General features: G+C 47.3%; 22 protein-coding genes. All 22 read right to left on the minus strand.

Annotated elements, in window-relative coordinates:
- Nucleotides 1-48: 48 nt before the first annotated feature.
- A complete protein-coding gene (locus NSU14_RS05720) occupies nucleotides 49-591 on the minus strand; it encodes a hypothetical protein (RefSeq protein WP_336101950.1) in 543 nt (180 codons plus the stop codon).
- Nucleotides 588-980 carry a DUF4320 family protein gene (locus tag NSU14_RS05725; RefSeq protein WP_336101951.1) on the minus strand — a complete coding sequence of 131 codons (393 nt, stop codon included), beginning with the start codon at nucleotides 978-980 and terminating at the stop codon, nucleotides 588-590. Before NSU14_RS05725 ends, NSU14_RS05720 begins: the two co-directional genes overlap by 4 nt.
- A 34-nt stretch (nucleotides 981-1,014) precedes the next feature.
- The gene (locus NSU14_RS05730) at nucleotides 1,015-1,887 is read right to left on the minus strand and encodes a secretion protein F (protein ID WP_336101952.1); all 873 of its coding nucleotides are present in this window, start codon (nucleotides 1,885-1,887) and stop codon (nucleotides 1,015-1,017) included.
- Nucleotides 1,888-1,906: 19 nt separating this feature from the next.
- Nucleotides 1,907-2,653, minus strand: coding sequence for a JAB domain-containing protein (locus tag NSU14_RS05735; RefSeq protein WP_336101953.1), 747 nt, complete (start codon nucleotides 2,651-2,653; stop codon nucleotides 1,907-1,909).
- Complete coding sequence (locus NSU14_RS05740; protein ID WP_336101954.1) at nucleotides 2,653-2,862, minus strand: hypothetical protein; 210 nt, start codon at nucleotides 2,860-2,862, stop codon at nucleotides 2,653-2,655. Before NSU14_RS05740 ends, NSU14_RS05735 begins: the two co-directional genes overlap by 1 nt.
- Nucleotides 2,859-3,794 carry a type II secretion system F family protein gene (locus NSU14_RS05745; protein WP_336101955.1) on the minus strand — a complete coding sequence of 312 codons (936 nt, stop codon included), beginning with the start codon at nucleotides 3,792-3,794 and terminating at the stop codon, nucleotides 2,859-2,861. The genes NSU14_RS05740 and NSU14_RS05745 overlap by 4 nt, the downstream gene beginning before the upstream one ends.
- Nucleotides 3,791-5,131, minus strand: coding sequence for a CpaF/VirB11 family protein (locus tag NSU14_RS05750; protein WP_094901587.1), 1,341 nt, complete (start codon nucleotides 5,129-5,131; stop codon nucleotides 3,791-3,793). The genes NSU14_RS05745 and NSU14_RS05750 overlap by 4 nt, the downstream gene beginning before the upstream one ends.
- Nucleotides 5,128-5,979: a MinD/ParA family ATP-binding protein gene (locus tag NSU14_RS05755; protein ID WP_336101956.1), complete on the minus strand. Its 852-nt coding sequence runs from the start codon at nucleotides 5,977-5,979 to the stop codon at nucleotides 5,128-5,130. The genes NSU14_RS05750 and NSU14_RS05755 overlap by 4 nt, the downstream gene beginning before the upstream one ends.
- Entirely contained in the window at nucleotides 5,972-6,733 is a 762-nt protein-coding gene (cpaB, locus tag NSU14_RS05760; RefSeq protein WP_336101957.1) for a Flp pilus assembly protein CpaB, read from the minus strand. Before cpaB ends, NSU14_RS05755 begins: the two co-directional genes overlap by 8 nt.
- Nucleotides 6,734-6,759: 26 nt before the next feature.
- A complete protein-coding gene (locus tag NSU14_RS05765; RefSeq protein WP_336101958.1) occupies nucleotides 6,760-7,194 on the minus strand; it encodes a prepilin peptidase in 435 nt (144 codons plus the stop codon).
- A complete protein-coding gene (locus NSU14_RS05770; RefSeq protein WP_336101959.1) occupies nucleotides 7,191-7,523 on the minus strand; it encodes a hypothetical protein in 333 nt (110 codons plus the stop codon). Before NSU14_RS05770 ends, NSU14_RS05765 begins: the two co-directional genes overlap by 4 nt.
- A 46-nt stretch (nucleotides 7,524-7,569) precedes the next feature.
- A complete protein-coding gene (locus tag NSU14_RS05775; RefSeq protein ID WP_336101960.1) occupies nucleotides 7,570-7,779 on the minus strand; it encodes a mercury transporter in 210 nt (69 codons plus the stop codon).
- Between the two features lie 3 nt (nucleotides 7,780-7,782).
- Entirely contained in the window at nucleotides 7,783-8,619 is an 837-nt protein-coding gene (locus tag NSU14_RS05780) for a conjugal transfer protein TrbL family protein (RefSeq protein WP_336101961.1), read from the minus strand.
- 61 nt (nucleotides 8,620-8,680) lie between these two features.
- Complete coding sequence (locus NSU14_RS05785) at nucleotides 8,681-8,911, minus strand: DUF6133 family protein (RefSeq protein ID WP_094901599.1); 231 nt, start codon at nucleotides 8,909-8,911, stop codon at nucleotides 8,681-8,683.
- A gap of 70 nt (nucleotides 8,912-8,981) precedes the next feature.
- Nucleotides 8,982-9,287 (minus strand): Mbov_0395 family pilin-like conjugal transfer protein, encoded by a 306-nt coding sequence (locus tag NSU14_RS05790; RefSeq protein ID WP_340943414.1) that lies wholly within the window; start codon nucleotides 9,285-9,287, stop codon nucleotides 8,982-8,984.
- 38 nt (nucleotides 9,288-9,325) lie between these two features.
- A complete protein-coding gene (locus NSU14_RS05795; protein ID WP_336101963.1) occupies nucleotides 9,326-10,918 on the minus strand; it encodes a VirD4-like conjugal transfer protein, CD1115 family in 1,593 nt (530 codons plus the stop codon).
- Entirely contained in the window at nucleotides 10,899-11,360 is a 462-nt protein-coding gene (locus tag NSU14_RS05800) for a hypothetical protein (protein WP_340943417.1), read from the minus strand. Before NSU14_RS05800 ends, NSU14_RS05795 begins: the two co-directional genes overlap by 20 nt.
- 20 nt (nucleotides 11,361-11,380) lie before the next feature.
- Entirely contained in the window at nucleotides 11,381-12,238 is an 858-nt protein-coding gene (locus NSU14_RS05805) for a hypothetical protein (protein ID WP_336101965.1), read from the minus strand.
- Nucleotides 12,239-12,262: 24 nt separating this feature from the next.
- Nucleotides 12,263-12,970: a hypothetical protein gene (locus tag NSU14_RS05810; protein ID WP_336101966.1), complete on the minus strand. Its 708-nt coding sequence runs from the start codon at nucleotides 12,968-12,970 to the stop codon at nucleotides 12,263-12,265.
- 31 nt (nucleotides 12,971-13,001) lie between these two features.
- Nucleotides 13,002-13,652, minus strand: coding sequence for a hypothetical protein (locus NSU14_RS05815; protein WP_336101967.1), 651 nt, complete (start codon nucleotides 13,650-13,652; stop codon nucleotides 13,002-13,004).
- Nucleotides 13,653-13,897: 245 nt separating this feature from the next.
- Nucleotides 13,898-15,184 carry a MobP3 family relaxase gene (gene mobP3 / locus NSU14_RS05820; RefSeq protein ID WP_340943419.1) on the minus strand — a complete coding sequence of 429 codons (1,287 nt, stop codon included), beginning with the start codon at nucleotides 15,182-15,184 and terminating at the stop codon, nucleotides 13,898-13,900.
- Nucleotides 15,126-15,719 (minus strand): hypothetical protein, encoded by a 594-nt coding sequence (locus NSU14_RS05825; RefSeq protein ID WP_336101969.1) that lies wholly within the window; start codon nucleotides 15,717-15,719, stop codon nucleotides 15,126-15,128. Before NSU14_RS05825 ends, mobP3 begins: the two co-directional genes overlap by 59 nt.
- Nucleotides 15,720-15,790: the final 71 nt, after the last annotated feature.

The following is a 15,790-nucleotide window of genomic DNA, read 5'->3' on the forward strand; positions in this document are numbered from 1 at the left end:
TCCAATAGAAACAGCGTAACGGTTTTTATTTTTTTATGAAATAATACTTTACTTACTAAACTTAGGGCGGTAAACGGCTTGAATTGGCAAGTCTGCTTTCATAGAGGGCAAATGCCCCCAGCCAAAAGAAAGTGGAACTTCCAGATGAATAACGGCCTGTGTAGTGAATTGTTGGATACTCTGAGTGGAGGCGGGAGCAAAGGTTGGGTTTTGTATTGTGACCTTTAGATCGGAAATAGTGTATTCAACCTCTCCCCCTGTCCGCTTTACATATTGATTTCCTTCTTGGACTAATCCTAGAGTTTTTACAAGCCGAGTGTAGATGTCACCTGTAGAAACCTTGATTGCCCATCCACCCGAGGAACGAATGTATCCTCCTGAGTAACTTTGTCGAAGACTTGGATAGACATTGCTATAGTTTTCTGTTGCAACGGAAATAATGGCACTTTGAACTGCATCGCGTACTCCGGAGGCTATAATGCTAAGTCTCAAGAATTCGTACACAGCGCAAGAGAGAAGCAACACGACTAATACAACAGCTACAATTAAGGGGAATCCGCTACCGAACCGATTTTTCAGAAGGTTCTTCATTTCCAGTACACCTCGCTTTTGCCGGCGCCTTTCGCCGTGAGCTCAATTGGAAAGGAACCAAAATCGCCGAACAACCCGATATTAACGGTGGTATTCAGCGTCACCGTAAACTCCTGATTAATCTGAATCTGCCCGGTTTTGCTCCAGGAGATCGTAGGGTGCAGCCCGGTTTGCGCCTGTAGTTCTGTGGCCCGCTGCGCAGTTTCCTGTCCGACTCTACCTGAAATCTCAGCCTCGCGCGCTAGCTCTGCCGCAAAAGTATCTAATTGATATTTTGTTACAAAGACGGGGATAACTTTTACCACCAACGCTACACAGAGCATGACGGCCATGACCAATACGACAACATCCACATATCCCTCGCCACGTTTATTGATGAGGTGCTTCATGGCCAGCTTCCTTTCTCATAAGGTGAGCGAATGACTAAAAAAGAGTGCCGACAGCCTTCATAATTTCCATGCCCAGAATGACTACATACATCAACATGAAGCAGACCAGCATCCAAAGAGAATATTTTCGGATTTTCCCAGGTCGTTTCATGGCTGTGAGTTTAAGGCGTTGGATTTCCATGAGTTTGAAATCATGGGCAAGCATATCGAAGTAAACTGAACCTTGATCACCGCGCATAACGGCAAGTAACCCGCGCACTACATCAGACAGCATGGAGCTTCCCAATCGTGCCTCCAGCCGTAAAAGAGCTGTTTCCTGATTGCCACTCTTCATGTCTGCTACGGTCATATTCAGTTCGTGTTCTAAGCTGCCGCCAGCATGTCTACTGTAAACCTCCAGTAAGCGGAGTACATCGCGGGATGCCTTAAGTTCCTGGGCAATGGTGGCAACAAAACGGGGAAGCTCCACTTCGATTTGCTCCCGTTTCTTGCGCACGACTTCGTCTGCCTGCCGTGATTCCTTGAAAAAAACAGCAATTGCGAGAAACATAAATACCGGAAACAATAGGGGTAGTAGTGGAAGAATGAAGAATCCTGCACAAAAGATTAATCCAGCCTTTACAATTGCCCCGGCTAAATAAGCCTCAGGGGTGAGTGATATCCCCGCTGAACGCAAGGTCGCCGCCGTTTTTCGCTTGTAGTAATCGCCGAGTTTTAACTTGCCGGCTAGCCAAGTAGATAAACGAAAAATGACGCTTTGCAAAATGGAGCCTTTAGCCTTCCCAATTCTGGCAACCAGAAGAGTTGCGCGAGTAGAAGCTAAAGTGTGGAGTTTTATCCATTCTGCGACAATAAAATAAGACCCAACTGCCATAAGGAATTGGAAGCCAATTAGTATGCCGGTCATAAGTGAGAGGTAACCTCCTTTATCTTTCCCATTCGTCATTAGCTTGCTTCTCGAGCGCAGAACAAGGAAGGAGCTCGACAGAATAGGGAGTATTTAATTCCCGAGCCTGATGCCTTTGACTACTATAACTCGGTGTACTTTCTGCAACACGCGGCATTTGTCCAAGATTGGCAAGCGAGGCGAAGGTTGTTCCTGCAATGATAATATGATCAAGAACCTGGATATGAAGGGGAGAGAAAATCGAGACTAGATTCTTGGTGAGCATGATATCTTCGGGTGAAGGTGTAGAAATTCCACTTGGATGATTATGGGCCAGAATGATCGAAGAACAGTCAGCATTCAAAGCGGCCTTCAGGATGTTCCGGGGATAGACTTGTGCTTCGCTTACACTTCCTTCGGAAATCACCTTTGTTTCTATGATTTGATTTTTGCGGTCCAAAAAAGCCACCATAAAACGCTCCCGATCTTTTAAGCCGGCCAGATGGATGGAGAAATAGCGATTTGCTATTTCAGGTGACGAGATCACTTGTTTGGCGTTTTCTTCTTCCCACTGCAAAAAACGATGAGAACGAAGGAACGCATTCAGTAGCTCAACCTTACGAATTTGCGCGCTTGTTAATTCCAAGGAGTACGGGTGCTCCAAAGCGTTCAGCAAGTTATTTGCAGATCCATATTGCTGTAATTTATCAAGCGGAATGCCGGTCAACCGTGAGAGCGATTGGATATAATCCGTAATCAATTGATCATCCAATGGATTTAAGGCCATCAGGTAGGCTCCTTTAGGTTCTTCAATACCTCGCTGACAAAATGCAATTTGGTATAAAGTTCATCAGAGAATTCCCACTCTTTCAGCCGCATCCAGAATTCGCTCGTCCCATGCTGATCGAGTAGGTGAGCAATCTCCTCCTGCTCCTGAGGAGTTGTCTCTAGCAATTCACTCAACCAATAGGCAGTTTCGATAGCTCCGTCCTTCATCGCTTATACTCCAAAGGCCGTGTTAACCGGATGACTGCCGCAAACCCAATAAAGAGTGTCACGCCACAAAGAGCCAGCACCATTTGTCCCGGCAAGCTATCCGTTAGGCTGTGGAACCAATCCCGATTGAGAAAGTAGAGCAAAGGAATGTTTCCCAGCATGAGCAGCGCCATCGTTAAAAATTCTTTCAATGGCTCGTACAGTTGATAATCCAGCTCAGTAGAGACCACACGCATATCCGAAAGCTTGGCGACAATTGGCATTAGCGTGGACTTGAGTGTGCGATCCTCCTGGCAAGCGATCAGCGCAGCGCACCACTCCTGAAAGACGCTGTCATTAATTCGGTCCTGCAGCTGAAGAAGCGCTAAGCGCAAATTGGAGTGAATCAGTTTGGATTCGGCTAGAAATGCCTGAAAGACATCGGTTACCGGCGGATTAAGGTACGGCAGATTCTCTTCGACCGCTACCAGTATGTTCTCACTACGCAGATATGAGGTAGTGATAATAGAGAGGGAGGTTTCTAACTCGGCATGAAGCCGTTTCTTATAGAAGGTGGAGGTGAAAATGACCATCCATACCGGACAGAGGGCGAGCCCTCCAGCTAGTACCGGTGCCAGCCAGCCGTTGTGAAGCATCATTCCCAAGATAGCCCCTAGAATAGCCAAGGCTAGAGAGCTTACGGCCATGATACCAATTTTATTTGCTTGCCCGGTTTGCTGAAGAATAGCCTTCGCTTCTTGGATAGCAGCGCGCCACCCTTTGAGCTTTTTTGGGTGTTGAGCCAATCGGACGCGTTTACCGAGGGAAAGCTGTCGCGAGGATAAATGTGTGAGGGTGTGCGATAATTCCTCTCGTAGCACCCGCGGAGATAGATCCAGTAGCAATAGGCAGCCAGCAGATAAAACGACGAAAGAAACTAAAAACAAAATCATGCTGCTCCTCCTTCCAGAAGTGTAGTAAGCCGAGACAATGGCATTCCGTTTTCTAAAAGCCTCTTTTGCAGTTCAGGAGAAATATCACGGACCTTTTCATATCCGCCCTCCACCACAATTTTTCCGCTAATTTCCCTGATGGAATGAACGGCATAGCGAAATAGGGGAGCGATTTCCCGTTGTCCATTTGGCAGGATGCGGCATTCCGTAATCTCCATGATCCGCCGAGAATTATCTTCCAGCTTCTTGACGAATAACACCAGCGGAAACGCCTCTGTCACCAAGTTGTACAGCGTAGCGTCGTTCATTTCGTACTTCTGGGTGCAAAGTGTGACCATACGGTAATAGGTGGATAAACAAGAATTAGCATGGGTAGTCGTAATGACGGTATGCCCAGTTCGGGCTGCTTCCTGAGCAGCGAACGCCTCTGCTGATTTCATTTCACCCACACAAATCACATCCGGATTGGCAGTTAAGGCAAACTCCAGTAGTCTTTCCTGGTCAATATGCTGCCGTGGATCTTCGCTGGAGCGGGTAACGGTGTGTACAACATTATTGAGGACCAGTCCGTGTTCATCCTGGACGACCAAATCAAATTCACGAGTCTCATTTTCAATCGTGAATATCCGCTTCTCAAAGGGGATGGTGGAGAGAAGCCAGCTCATCAAGGTGGTTTTGCCGCTGCCTGTAGCGCCCGTCACACACATAGACAAGCCGTAACGCAAGCAAAGACTCAGAAAATCGAGCATTTCGGCAGTCGCCGTGCCATTGACGACGAAATCTTCCCGGGCTAGTTTCTGTGGATTAATGATCCGAATCGAGGCGGCAATGCCTTTTTCTTTATCCGTAATCGGTGGTCCGAATACCGTGATACGGATGTTATTGGCAAGATGTCCGCGTACTATCGGTTGTGAATAATCTAAAATCATTCCAGATTGATGCAGCAGCCGCCGGACGATATCAATGGCATGTTCTGGCGATGAGAACTGTTCCTCAGCCGGAATGATTCGGCCATCCGTGTAGCTGATTTTGACATCGTTATAGCCATTGATGTTGATCTCTTCAACGTCTTTGGAGTACAGGTAGCGGGTGAGGAAGGAATACTCAACCATTTCGGCATACAGACGGTTGACCAGTTCATCAAAGGATAGTCCTGGCACGTGTAGGCGATGGTCGGTTAGATATTGACTCATATAGGCGATAAGCTGCTGTTTCTGCTCTTCAGGTTTTCGGCTAATCAACGTTGCGTATTTTCCGGAAAGATAGCTCTGAACCTCTTGCAGCACATCGGTAAACGATTTGGACTCGGTAGAGAAAAAATGAGCAGCATGATTCAAGAACGGTCACCTCGTTTCATTCGTGAGAAACGATTCAACGCGTTTTTGAAATAGGAAAGGGGGTGGCCGGAAGAATCTGTTCGTTTAGGCGGAGTGGCTGCTGATTTGGCTGGCAATAGGTGGTCGATTAATGAATGAATGCCTTGGAGGTAGGCAGCAGCCTCTTTGCCAGAACAATCCTCCAATAATTGAGCCGCAGCTACTTGCTGTTCAATCTGCAGAAGGTAGGGCAGCGTTATGTCGATACCACCAAAGATCTGAGTATATTCGTTGCTGTCCTGCTCGGGTTTTACCTTGGATAACACTGAAACAACACTGGAACGGCGAAAGCGGTGGTCGGTCAGAAGAGGCATATAGGAAGCGAAAAACATCAGGCTCTTCAGATCACAACTGTGGATGCGTACCACATGATCGGCTAACTCCAGCGCAATAACGGATAAAAGATCGGCTGAAAGATAACTCGAGCAATCTACAATGACCACATCTGCCAAATGACGAGCAAGGGTCAGCAAGTCTAAGGCACGCTCACGGCTGTAGGTTGCATAGCTGAAGGAGGTATCTCCTTTTTTGTATCCCAGAAGTGCAATATGCGGAGAGACATCCAGCGGCAAAGCATAGTGTAAAATATCGTCCTGGCTTAAAGCTGGCAAGCTAAGTAGTTCTCCCAAAGAAGCATGATTGGCGCTTCCCTTTGGTGCAATCGTGGCCGCAGAGGGGCAAAGCGCATCACTGCAAAGCAAAAGCACGTTCTGTTTTCGATTGGCAAAGGCTTGAGCCAGCTTTACTGCTGTCACCGTCTTTCCGCTGCTTGGGCTGCCCCATACGGCAATCAACTTTTTTTCATTCATGACCGCTCTCCTCCTTCGGAGCAGAACTTGCTGCGAAATAATTATCCTGTTTATCAGTGAACGTTTTGGCAGTAGCTGCATCTCCGCGATAGACCAAAGCCACATGAATTTTGCTCTTGTTTTCCAGGTCGGCCAAGAGGGATGCTTGCTGCGGAAGAACTAACAACGTTAAGGTTGACGGCAGTGCTTGTTCTTCTCCATCCGAATTCGTTGATGCATTCTCCAGTGATTGGGCCTCAGCACCGCTGCTCGTTGTAACTCCCAGCACCTCTACATATTGCAATTCCGGCGGGGCAGTCGTGGTACGCAGTTCACCATAGTCGGAAGCAATCAGAGTTACAATGTCACCGGATTGCAGTTTTCCGGATAAACCGGCAGCTAAGCTTTTGATCGAAATCGAAATGGCTTGTTTGGTTCCATTCAAGCGGCTTACATAGGCGTCCAGCGGCACCGCAGACAATTTCCCGGGAAGGAGATAATCCCCTTTGAGCATATCGACAGTTGCGTAATGGCCGATTACATTGTCCGGTGACGACAGTACATCGGCCGGTAAATGATATGCCCCAACTTGTACCGTCTCTATATCTTCCCGGGCAATTGCGGTTCCTTTGGTCACATTTTTAACCAAACGAACAATACTGGTTTGTTCACTGCTTTTTTGGTTTAACAGAGGAGCAATCCCCAAAGTCAAAATGAGCGAGAGGATAATACAAAGAAAGCCTACAGTCGAACGTTTTGGAAAAAGGTTTTTCAATTGAGTGACCTCCTAGAAATGAACAGTTACTGAGCGAGATGAGCCAGTATAACGACCACCACACCGCCAGCAGATAAAAAGGGAGCAAGCGGTAAGGCCGTATATTTGGCGATGTGGAATCCATGACGAAGGGCAATAGCAGTCGCAAAAATTAGCACGAATCCCAAGCCGAATAGGCTTTGTAGCGTCCCATATAGAGGGCCGAATACAAAGCCGCAAGCTGCCATCAGTTTGATATCGCCGCCGCCAATCTTACCTTTTGAACCTATGGCACCAATCCAATAGGGAAGTCCGGTACACAGTAGTCCAAGGATGGAGAAGAACGGGGAGAAGTGGAGTAAACCTACGAGGAAGATTGCAAGGGGGATAGCATTCGGGATTTGTTTCGTTTTCAGGTCGCAAATACTTGCCCAGAGCAAAAGAGGAAAGAGCAGCCATGTATGAAGGGAAATACTGCTCATATCGAAGTGGTATCCCATTCTGGCAGAGCACGGTAAGGGTAATACTTCTGGCTTTTCTTGTAGGCAACCATAAAGCGAAGTTGATCCAGTACAGAGAGGTTATGCCGATCTTTGGTTGTCATCATCACAGAGGCAGCAACACCACTGAGGAAGGTGACGACGGCAAAGGGGACACTGCCTTTCAGGAGCCAGATCATAAGGGCAAGAAAAAAGGCTCCGAAGGAGCCAATAAAGGTTTGAATCAGTTGTGATTTACCGAAGCCTGGAAACCATTCGCTTTGCGGTTTGACACCCATAGGGATATATAATGTTTGAGATTCCTCATTCAAGGTGGATGCCCCTTTCTTTGTGCGTATAAGCGCCTCAAGTGTCAAGCTACTGATAGTAATGCAGCATGATCTCCTTGATCTGCCAAATACTTTCCGCGAGTACATAGAAGATGACGACATTGCGAGCACGCTTCTTATATTTGCTTGCTTCCTCATCTGCTCCGGAAAGCCGGACCATGGTATAGATGAAGCGAAATACACAGCCCACTCGGATGAGCAAGATGCAGGCTTGGGCTAATTCCTCCAGGGTTACCATCGGCTAACCTGCCTTGCCCAGTTTGCGCGCCATGCCTACGAGCTTGATACTGTGATAGACATTGTTAACCACGCCTCCATTGCCTCCGGTTGTAATCAAGAAGTCGGAGAGGAAGCGAGGGGTCCGGATCGCCAGCATCATGCAGGCCATACCCCAAAACACATGATTCTGTAACATTAATCCGACGCCCAGTTTTGCTAAAGAAATCTGAATGACGACTGCCAGCATAGATTGTATAAATTTTTGAGCATACGCGCGGAATACGCCTTTGTCGTTGTCCAGTAGACCGACGCAGGCCAGCGGGATGCCAACACGTAAGATAAACATTTCGAGTCCTCGCATCAAGAACTGGAAGTATAGAATAAAGAAGCACACCACGAAGATAAGGCCAAAGACAGCAGTAACCAATCCGGCAGATTCCAGAGCATTGACCCACATCTGCCAATCGTAATTAGTGGATTGACCGATTGCTCCCAGCAGTTGATTGGATAAGTCTTCGACAATTTGACCGAGCCAGGTGTAGATAGTGGGGAAGCAGATCGCAACAGCCATGGAGCGAAAAAAGTTGGTGAGCAGAAAAAGAGGTTCTTCATCAGGATCGCCATCAGTCCATAACACGTATATTTCGAAGCCTTTTTTCAGGAATTTGAGGATCATTAAGGCTACACCGAACGAGAACACAATGTCGTAAAGATTTTCAAGCAGATTCGCACCGGTGGTTAACGTCATGTATTTCTCGGCGTAAAGTGAAATTGGGATGATGTCTTTCAGCAGAGAGTCGATATAGACCAAGGAACCATTCAAAAGCGCAATGACTAGCAGCAAAATGATTTTATCCAAGCTTCATGCCTCCTTCCTGCAGGAGACGGCGCTAAGGCCGCTCCCGCAAAAGGTAGTGGGATTAGCCTTTGTAGTTGAACATATCCTTGATGCGTTGTGTCAGGGTTGGAAGAATCGTGCCATTAAATAGCACATACAGGCCGGCCAGCAGCAAGGCTCCGATGACAACGGCAATCAGAATTTTGATCCCGGTATCTACGTAACCTTCTCCGCGACGATTGCGCAGGGTTTGTTTTGCCAGCGCTGCAGTATCTATGCTTTTTTCCTTTGCTGCCTTCAACCATTTTTTCATTATTCATAACCTCCAGAAATATAGTGTGGTATGGAAAACAAAAAGAGCCTGTCCAGGGGACACGCCCGAATTACTTGTAATAGCCGATAATGACATTGAGAGTGGCTGAACCAAGCACGGCTCCAATACAAGAAACGATGGCCACGATAATCCGATTGTTCCACTTCTTCGTGTCCATCTCGTCCGCAGCAGAGCGACGAATACAGAAGTAAATGATAAGTAAGCCAGCGACTACGGGGGCAAGGATCATCAACCAAGTCGTGACATCTCCGATCAACTTCTCCGTACCGGTTACTAGCTTACTGCCTTTGATATCTCCAGAAGCATAAGCAGGTTGGGAGTTTATGATCAGTACCCAACTGAAAAGAATAGGCATACTAAGCATAAGACGATAAGTGGTTCTCTTGATCATTTCTACTCGTCGAAGGGCGGAGGCATGAATCCGCCGGAAGAGGTTGTTGTTTGCTGACGTTGCTCGGCGAGTTGTCTTGCGATGTCTTTTTGATAATAAATCCAGATGTTCCAAAGCTTCACCTCATCTCTCGTGTTGGTCAGAATGGGGCGGCGCTGCTCTCGTTCTTCGCGGACTCGTCGGTTATGTTCCTTGTCACCTAGTCCCATCATGGCGTTGAATGCCCATTGACTGAGATCCGGAGAATACATCATGGCGGGATGGGACCGAGAAAGGACGATTTGATAAGGCCGCGACACCCGGCGCACTTCGTCAACGGTTAGGAGCTTGCGCTCTAGTAAATTCAGGCTGTGCGAAGTGCTGGGAGTGGAATACTTACCGTGTGATGCCGAAAGCTGGTAGCTGGAAGTGGTGTATGTCCCCAGCTTTTCACTAATTTCGCGCAAGGTCTCCAGGTCGTCGGCCTGGAGATAAATCCAGGTTTGGCAGTTGCTCTTGATCGTGCCGGCGACATGATCGTCGTATTTTTCCTTGAGCTGCTCAAAGCTCTGAACAAACAAGTTAAAACGCATTCCGCGACCACCGCCGACCGTGAGCTTGTTGGTAAAGTCGGCTATCGGTGTAAAGTTCCCAAATTCATCTAAAATGAAGTTGACTCGTCGCTCCAATCTCCCGCCGCGAATATCTGCCTGCGTAGTGAGGAGTTCATAGAGCTGAGAAACCATCAGGGTAGCGACGGGATAGAAGGTGGTCTTTTCATCCGGAAGAATAATAAAAAGCGCCTGTTTCTTCCGGCCAAGATCAGTCAGAGAAAAGTCGCTTTTGTGAGTAATCGCATAAATAGACTTGGATGTGAAAAGCCTTAGGGTCGTAAGTGCTGAAGTATAAAAGCTACCCTTGGTGCGAGAAGGCGCAATGTCGGAAATACTGAGCAGGGCACGGGCCGGATGATTCTGCGGCAGGCGTTTAAGGTATTCCTGCATCGGAGTCTTGTTGCCGATCTGCCGGTTCATCTCTGCCAAAAACCAGTACACATTGGTAAGGTTCTGATATTCCGGGCGCTTGATGTTGTCCCAAACTACACTGAGTATAGAAGAAGCAATAACCGACATTTCTCCGTTCGTCCAGATTTTTTCTCCTTGAGATTTGCCCACCAACACCTGGGTCATATCCCAAGCTAGCATTTCCGCCTGTTCCTGGTCATCGGCCAGTGCAGCATCGATGATAGGTTGTAGTAGATTATAGTGATGGCTTTTTTCGGGATGCCGGAAATCCAGTGTCCAGACGGTGTATCCCAGCTTCTCCAGCAGCACATGGCTAAAATGAAATAATTCCGCTTTCGGATCGCTGATGACCATGGATTCTCCAGCTAGTCCTAAGAGGCCGATGGACTGCAATACAACGGTACGCGATTTCCCGCTGCGGGTAGCTCCTACGCATAGGGAATGCACATCATCCCCGATATAGAAGAGACGCTCTCGGTTACCTTCACGCTGCATGCCCAGTACAATGCCACCAGAAGATATAGGTGGAGAAGTAGGGGGATCATTCCTTCTCGTTATTCTGGGAATTCCTTTAGGATGAAGGAGGCTCATTTGCGTCTCCTTCCTTCTTCAGTTGATCTAGAAAGGTCAGATCCTCATACCCAGTCGCGATTAACTTCTCCAGGAAAGGATGCTGCAAATCCAGCGTCTCATTGTCGAACAGACGCAGGAGTTCCTCGTCCCGCATCCAGCGTGCGGAACCATGTTGATGTTGTCCAGTAGGCAAGGGCGTTTTAATTCCAGGAGCCACTTGCTTCAGCTCACTTTGATAGGGCTGGTTGTTGAAGACAAAAAACAAGGTAGCCAGTACAATAACCAGGCCTTGAAAGCAGAAGAATAAGAGTAGGTGAGGTTTGCTACTTAGTAGGCTGTCGAGACTGTGGCTCAGAGAAGGGAAGGCTAGCGAGGAAGTATAGCCCGATAGAAGGTTATGCAAGGCGGTGCTGAAAAACAGACTACAGATTGTTCCGAGTAGGACAATTAGTAGTGCCAATCCAAGCCTAGGCTTTGTTTTCACCACTCCATCCCATCGCTTGGCTCGTAGAAGGCATCTGTAGATTCATGAGTCTGCATGGTGTGGAACTCTTGACCTTGCGCCGGATAGCTGGAAGGTGATAGAGGAAGGTCTTCGTTGCTTTGTTCAGCTGCTTCATCCAACTGAGCCTGCAGGAAAAGGGAGCTTGGCGCAGGGCGATCATGGATATGACCCCATTCTTCAGTGTGCAGGTTATGCACGCCGACATAGGCTGGGTGATCGTCGCAGAGGGTGTGGAGTAAGCTGTCCTCGTTTATGACTTTGGCTAAGACACCGGGGTGAGAGGCGGACAATTCGTAAATGGGGATAGCGCAGTCGTTTAAGGGGAAAAAACAATAGGCTCCGTGACCGGCAGCATGCATCAGGGCCATATCGGACAATACCTGTTCTGCGATCATCTGATGGACGGCAAGCTGCATCCCTTGTGGCCGTTCAACCAGAAAAACACCGTTATCCCAGGTTTGTTGTTGAGGGTATGCTTGACCCTGATCGTCTTGTGGCGGAGGAAAATCACCAAAATATTCGGGAGCAAAGTAATGGCCGTCTGGGACGAGCTGTTCTGGATCTTCGGCTACTGATTGTAATTCCGGATGCGTTATCGCACCTTGCTTAGCTAGCTCATACGTAGGAACAATGCTTTTCACATCATCAAAATATACATGGCCATCGCGTTCTTTTCCCAATTGTAACGCGTTTTCGCTGAGCGCTTTTTTTGCATACTCAGCATCAAGGACAATCCCTTGGTCGCGCTCGGCTTGCAGCGCGTAGATATGCAGGCCGATCTCCATGCAAGTTAGAATTGTTCCCCATATAGAGGTTTGTGGTTGGGGCATCAAGAGCCATCTCCTTTTTGTAAATGATTAACGGGATAGTTCGGCGACATCCAGAGATCCTGGATCACCGTCCAGATCATGGGCAAATTCAGCATCGTAATCGAGGTGAATATCCCGTTCTTTAAGAGCGGGAATCAGGTCTTCGAGCCGGTCAATCAGAATCTGCACTTGCTCAAACTGTTCCATGTTCTTGTCATTTGGCGTAATCAAAAATTTGACCATTTCATCGTGAATGAGTGTTAATTCAGTTTCACTGAATAGTTTGCGAGCATCTACCAGACCACTGCGTGTAGCGAAGCTTTCCGTGGCTTCATCGCGATTATAAAAATACTGCCGCTGAACGGGTGTTTGATTGTCCGGTGATAAGCGATAGGTAGAAAATACATAATCAAACAAAGGATGATGCTTGCAGGCCAGCACGACATCGCCATGCTCGCAGAGTTTATAGACGCAGTTAACGATCTTCTCACTTTTGTCGGTATAAGGCTTTTCCGTACAAATGCCAAGCTGGAGGGCGGTTTTTCGGGCCAAGTCGTGAATGCTACTCATCAGGCGATCCGGTACGGTAACGAAGGGGTTACGTTCAATTTGGTCGGCGCGAGTATAAAACGCTATGAGCTGGTCCTTTTGGTGAAAATCAGCAAGATAGTCTGCAGAAGTGGACCGGCGGACTTCGATTCCTTGTTCCATAAGGGCAGCGAAGTACGCCTTATAGAACTCGTTCTTGCTTTTCAATGAGTCTCACTCCTTAAAGAGATAGGTATCATTAGTATTCCTGCTCCATTTCAATCTCAGCTACCAACGATGGCTCATTACTTGGTGTTAGCATAGAATCCACTCGATGCAGTAGATTGTCTAAACCCTCCTGCTCTTTTAATTGGAGTGCAGAGTCTTGCATCCCTCGAAACAAAAGAGTATCTCGAATTACTGCTAGTTCGTCCAACTGAAAGAGAATAGAACGGTCGGCGAGCCCGCTGCGGTATAAGAAGTCGGCTTTGGCGGCAGCGTAATGATTTTCATGAAAATAATGTCCGAATGAAACAGCGTTATTGTTGTACGTGTACTGCCAGCTAGCAAAAGTGAATTGACCATCTCCATCATAGCGGGCCGCGAGAACGATGCCGTTGTACTCAATCAATTTCCGGTATTTGCTAACAGAATCAATATGCATAACAGGAGCTTCTTGATAAGCTCGCTCCATTTCCCAGACTTGGTTAACAATCGTTGAAACTGGTAGGGAGTCTTCCTTATCGCAAAGAGTGGAGTAGATAATAAACCCATCTTCTTGAACATACGCGACGGGGGTATCGTCTTTAACGACGAGCAAAACTTCATCGAGAACAGGAGGGGTTGTATGAAGTCCTACTTTTTCTAGCTCATAACGCAGGACATCAAGTAAGCGATCATTGATTTCCATGAGGCTTTTCTTTCTGTGGAGGATCTTTAGGTTCAGTCAATGATTTCATCGGTTCTGAACTCTTCATGGGCCTTGCTGGGCAATGGGGTGTTTTTTTCATTAGTTTCTCAAAGGATTGCAGTCGTCCATTAGTAAATAACATAAAAGGCTCCTTTCAATACATAAGTTATCCGCAGATTATTCACAGGCTGAGCACTGATTGGGCACAAAAAATACGCTCTTGGAGCGTATCTGTACGAAGATGTTTAACGATCCATTCCTTTGTCCTTTTGTCGCAGGATCCATTCCTTTTTTGCCTGTTTGGACCATTCTCCGCCGAAGACAACCTTGACCTTATCTTCGAAATCGAGTTGCGCCTGCATGGAGATTTGCTCCATGGCCGACAGCAACTCCAAGATCAACTGCTCCGTCCAAGTTCGATAGCGTTCGAGCTGGTGAATACCTACATCTGAAGCTTGTTCAAGCTTAATGATTGTTCGAACCGTAGAGAGAATACTATTGGCAATACGCTTCTCTGCTTCTGCTTGATACTTGCTGCTTTGTTTGGTGAGATGAGCAGGGTCAGAGGAATAGAGCTTAGCAACCTCCATCTTAGCTTTGACATACGTCTCCACCATTTTCGTTAAATACGGGTTTTGCTGCAGCAGATCCTGGACGAATTCATCTATGTGAGATTTTGCTTCAGGGGTCAGCAGCTGGTAAGCTAAGCGGCCATGGTTGGGTAATGCTTGGCGGAGTTCAAACAGGCGAGGCGCAAGTTGATCCACAGCTTGGGTGTTGGTCAGATTATGTTTGGGGAGACGAAGCAATGAACGCAATGAATCTTCATCTTCATGCTCAAACCGTTGTTGAAGTGCTCGAAAAGATTGTGGATTTAAGGATTTCATGTGAGCTTCAAATTGCTCTAGAATGGCATCAGTGATGTTTGTGATTCCTGTTTTAGCCAAGTCTCGTTCGGCGCAAAACTCCTTGATCTTGAAAGCGAAGGTATCCTTAATAAGCTGTTTGCGGATACGATTGGGGATTTCAGGGTGAGTGAAGTTCTTCATGATCGCCTGCTCTTTATCCCAGAACACGATATGAAGATGGGGATGATCCTTTTCGTTATGGAAGGCGGCGGCCCAACACAGGTTTTCTGTTTTGATTCGGTTGTGCGCGGCGAGTGTAGCAATGTGTTGCTCAATATATTGTTGCCAAGCTTCAAAATCATTAAGTCCCAGCACCATTGCCGTTTCTGTACGAAGTGAAATGACACTACGGTACATGTTCTTGCCTTGCTTGGAAATATCTCTGGCGATGCGGGCGACTTCTTGCCAAGACTGGAAAATGTCTATACTTCCAGGTTTCATTTTGCCAAAGAGTCCGTGAGGCAAGTACTCATGACGAACGGCTCCGGGGCGGGTGGCAATATAGCCGATGTGTACATAATTACTTACTGCCGTTTTAGGGCGATTAGGGTGGAAAAAGCGTTGTTTATAGATCAGGGCTGAAATCTTCTGCACCTCCGTGTAGTTTGGCAAGATTCTGCTCAAACGCGTCGCCAGAAAGGAAGAGCTGTTCGGCATCCGTCAGTTTCATTTTCGTATATTCTACAGCTAACTGACGAGCCTTCTTCTCAATCTCTCGGAAGGTTGTATAACGATTCGTATCAATGAGGTCAGCAATGATGGCAATAGTGGAATAGTACGCAGCGGCAGACATAATGAGGTCTTTACTGGCAAGGCCGGCTAAGCGGTTACTGAGCCCACCAATAGCAATGTTGATTTCTTGCCGGATAATTGTCGTGATAAAATCAATCTCCTGCGTGTAGGACTCAATAGACATGCCTTTCTGAATGAATGCCCGCACAATATCTGCCATGCTAAGATGTTTGGAGGCTGCATATTTTTTCAGAGTGTCATACTGCTTTTGGGGAAGCTTGACGGTAATCTGTACCGTTTTTTCAGATTGAGCCAATAGGGGCACCTCGCTTTGAGCTTCCTTGGACGACATTCGATAGCCGGGAGAAAACAACAAGAAATGTCGGTGGAAGCTCTGCTTCCACGCGGTTTCTTCGCCAAATGACATTTGGCTATTCCTGCCTTTAGATCACTTCCAAGAGGCCAAGGGAGGGCCTCTTGGAGCGTGAAAAAACCAAA

It is taken from the genome of Paenibacillus sp. FSL R10-2771 (assembly GCF_038000205.1).
In the GTDB taxonomy this organism is placed as follows: Bacteria; Bacillota; Bacilli; order Paenibacillales; family Paenibacillaceae; genus Paenibacillus_AQ; species Paenibacillus_AQ phytohabitans.

Coding starts and splice junctions, on each gene's coding strand:
- NSU14_RS05720 (WP_336101950.1), bottom strand. CDS start 591: ATGAAGAACCTTCTGAAAAATCGGTTCGGTAGCGGATTCCCCTTAATT.
- NSU14_RS05725 (WP_336101951.1), bottom strand. CDS start 980: ATGAAGCACCTCATCAATAAACGTGGCGAGGGATATGTGGATGTTGTC.
- NSU14_RS05730 (WP_336101952.1), bottom strand. CDS start 1,887: ATGACCGGCATACTAATTGGCTTCCAATTCCTTATGGCAGTTGGGTCT.
- NSU14_RS05735 (WP_336101953.1), bottom strand. CDS start 2,653: ATGGCCTTAAATCCATTGGATGATCAATTGATTACGGATTATATCCAA.
- NSU14_RS05740 (WP_336101954.1), bottom strand. CDS start 2,862: ATGAAGGACGGAGCTATCGAAACTGCCTATTGGTTGAGTGAATTGCTA.
- NSU14_RS05745 (WP_336101955.1), bottom strand. CDS start 3,794: ATGATTTTGTTTTTAGTTTCTTTCGTCGTTTTATCTGCTGGCTGCCTA.
- NSU14_RS05755 (WP_336101956.1), bottom strand. CDS start 5,979: ATGAATGAAAAAAAGTTGATTGCCGTATGGGGCAGCCCAAGCAGCGGA.
- NSU14_RS05765 (WP_336101958.1), bottom strand. CDS start 7,194: ATGAGCAGTATTTCCCTTCATACATGGCTGCTCTTTCCTCTTTTGCTC.
- NSU14_RS05775 (WP_336101960.1), bottom strand. CDS start 7,779: ATGGTAACCCTGGAGGAATTAGCCCAAGCCTGCATCTTGCTCATCCGA.
- NSU14_RS05785 (WP_094901599.1), bottom strand. CDS start 8,911: ATGAAAAAATGGTTGAAGGCAGCAAAGGAAAAAAGCATAGATACTGCA.
- NSU14_RS05790 (WP_340943414.1), bottom strand. CDS start 9,287: ATGCCTATTCTTTTCAGTTGGGTACTGATCATAAACTCCCAACCTGCT.
- NSU14_RS05795 (WP_336101963.1), bottom strand. CDS start 10,918: ATGAGCCTCCTTCATCCTAAAGGAATTCCCAGAATAACGAGAAGGAAT.
- NSU14_RS05815 (WP_336101967.1), bottom strand. CDS start 13,652: ATGGAAATCAATGATCGCTTACTTGATGTCCTGCGTTATGAGCTAGAA.
- NSU14_RS05825 (WP_336101969.1), bottom strand. CDS start 15,719: ATGTCATTTGGCGAAGAAACCGCGTGGAAGCAGAGCTTCCACCGACAT.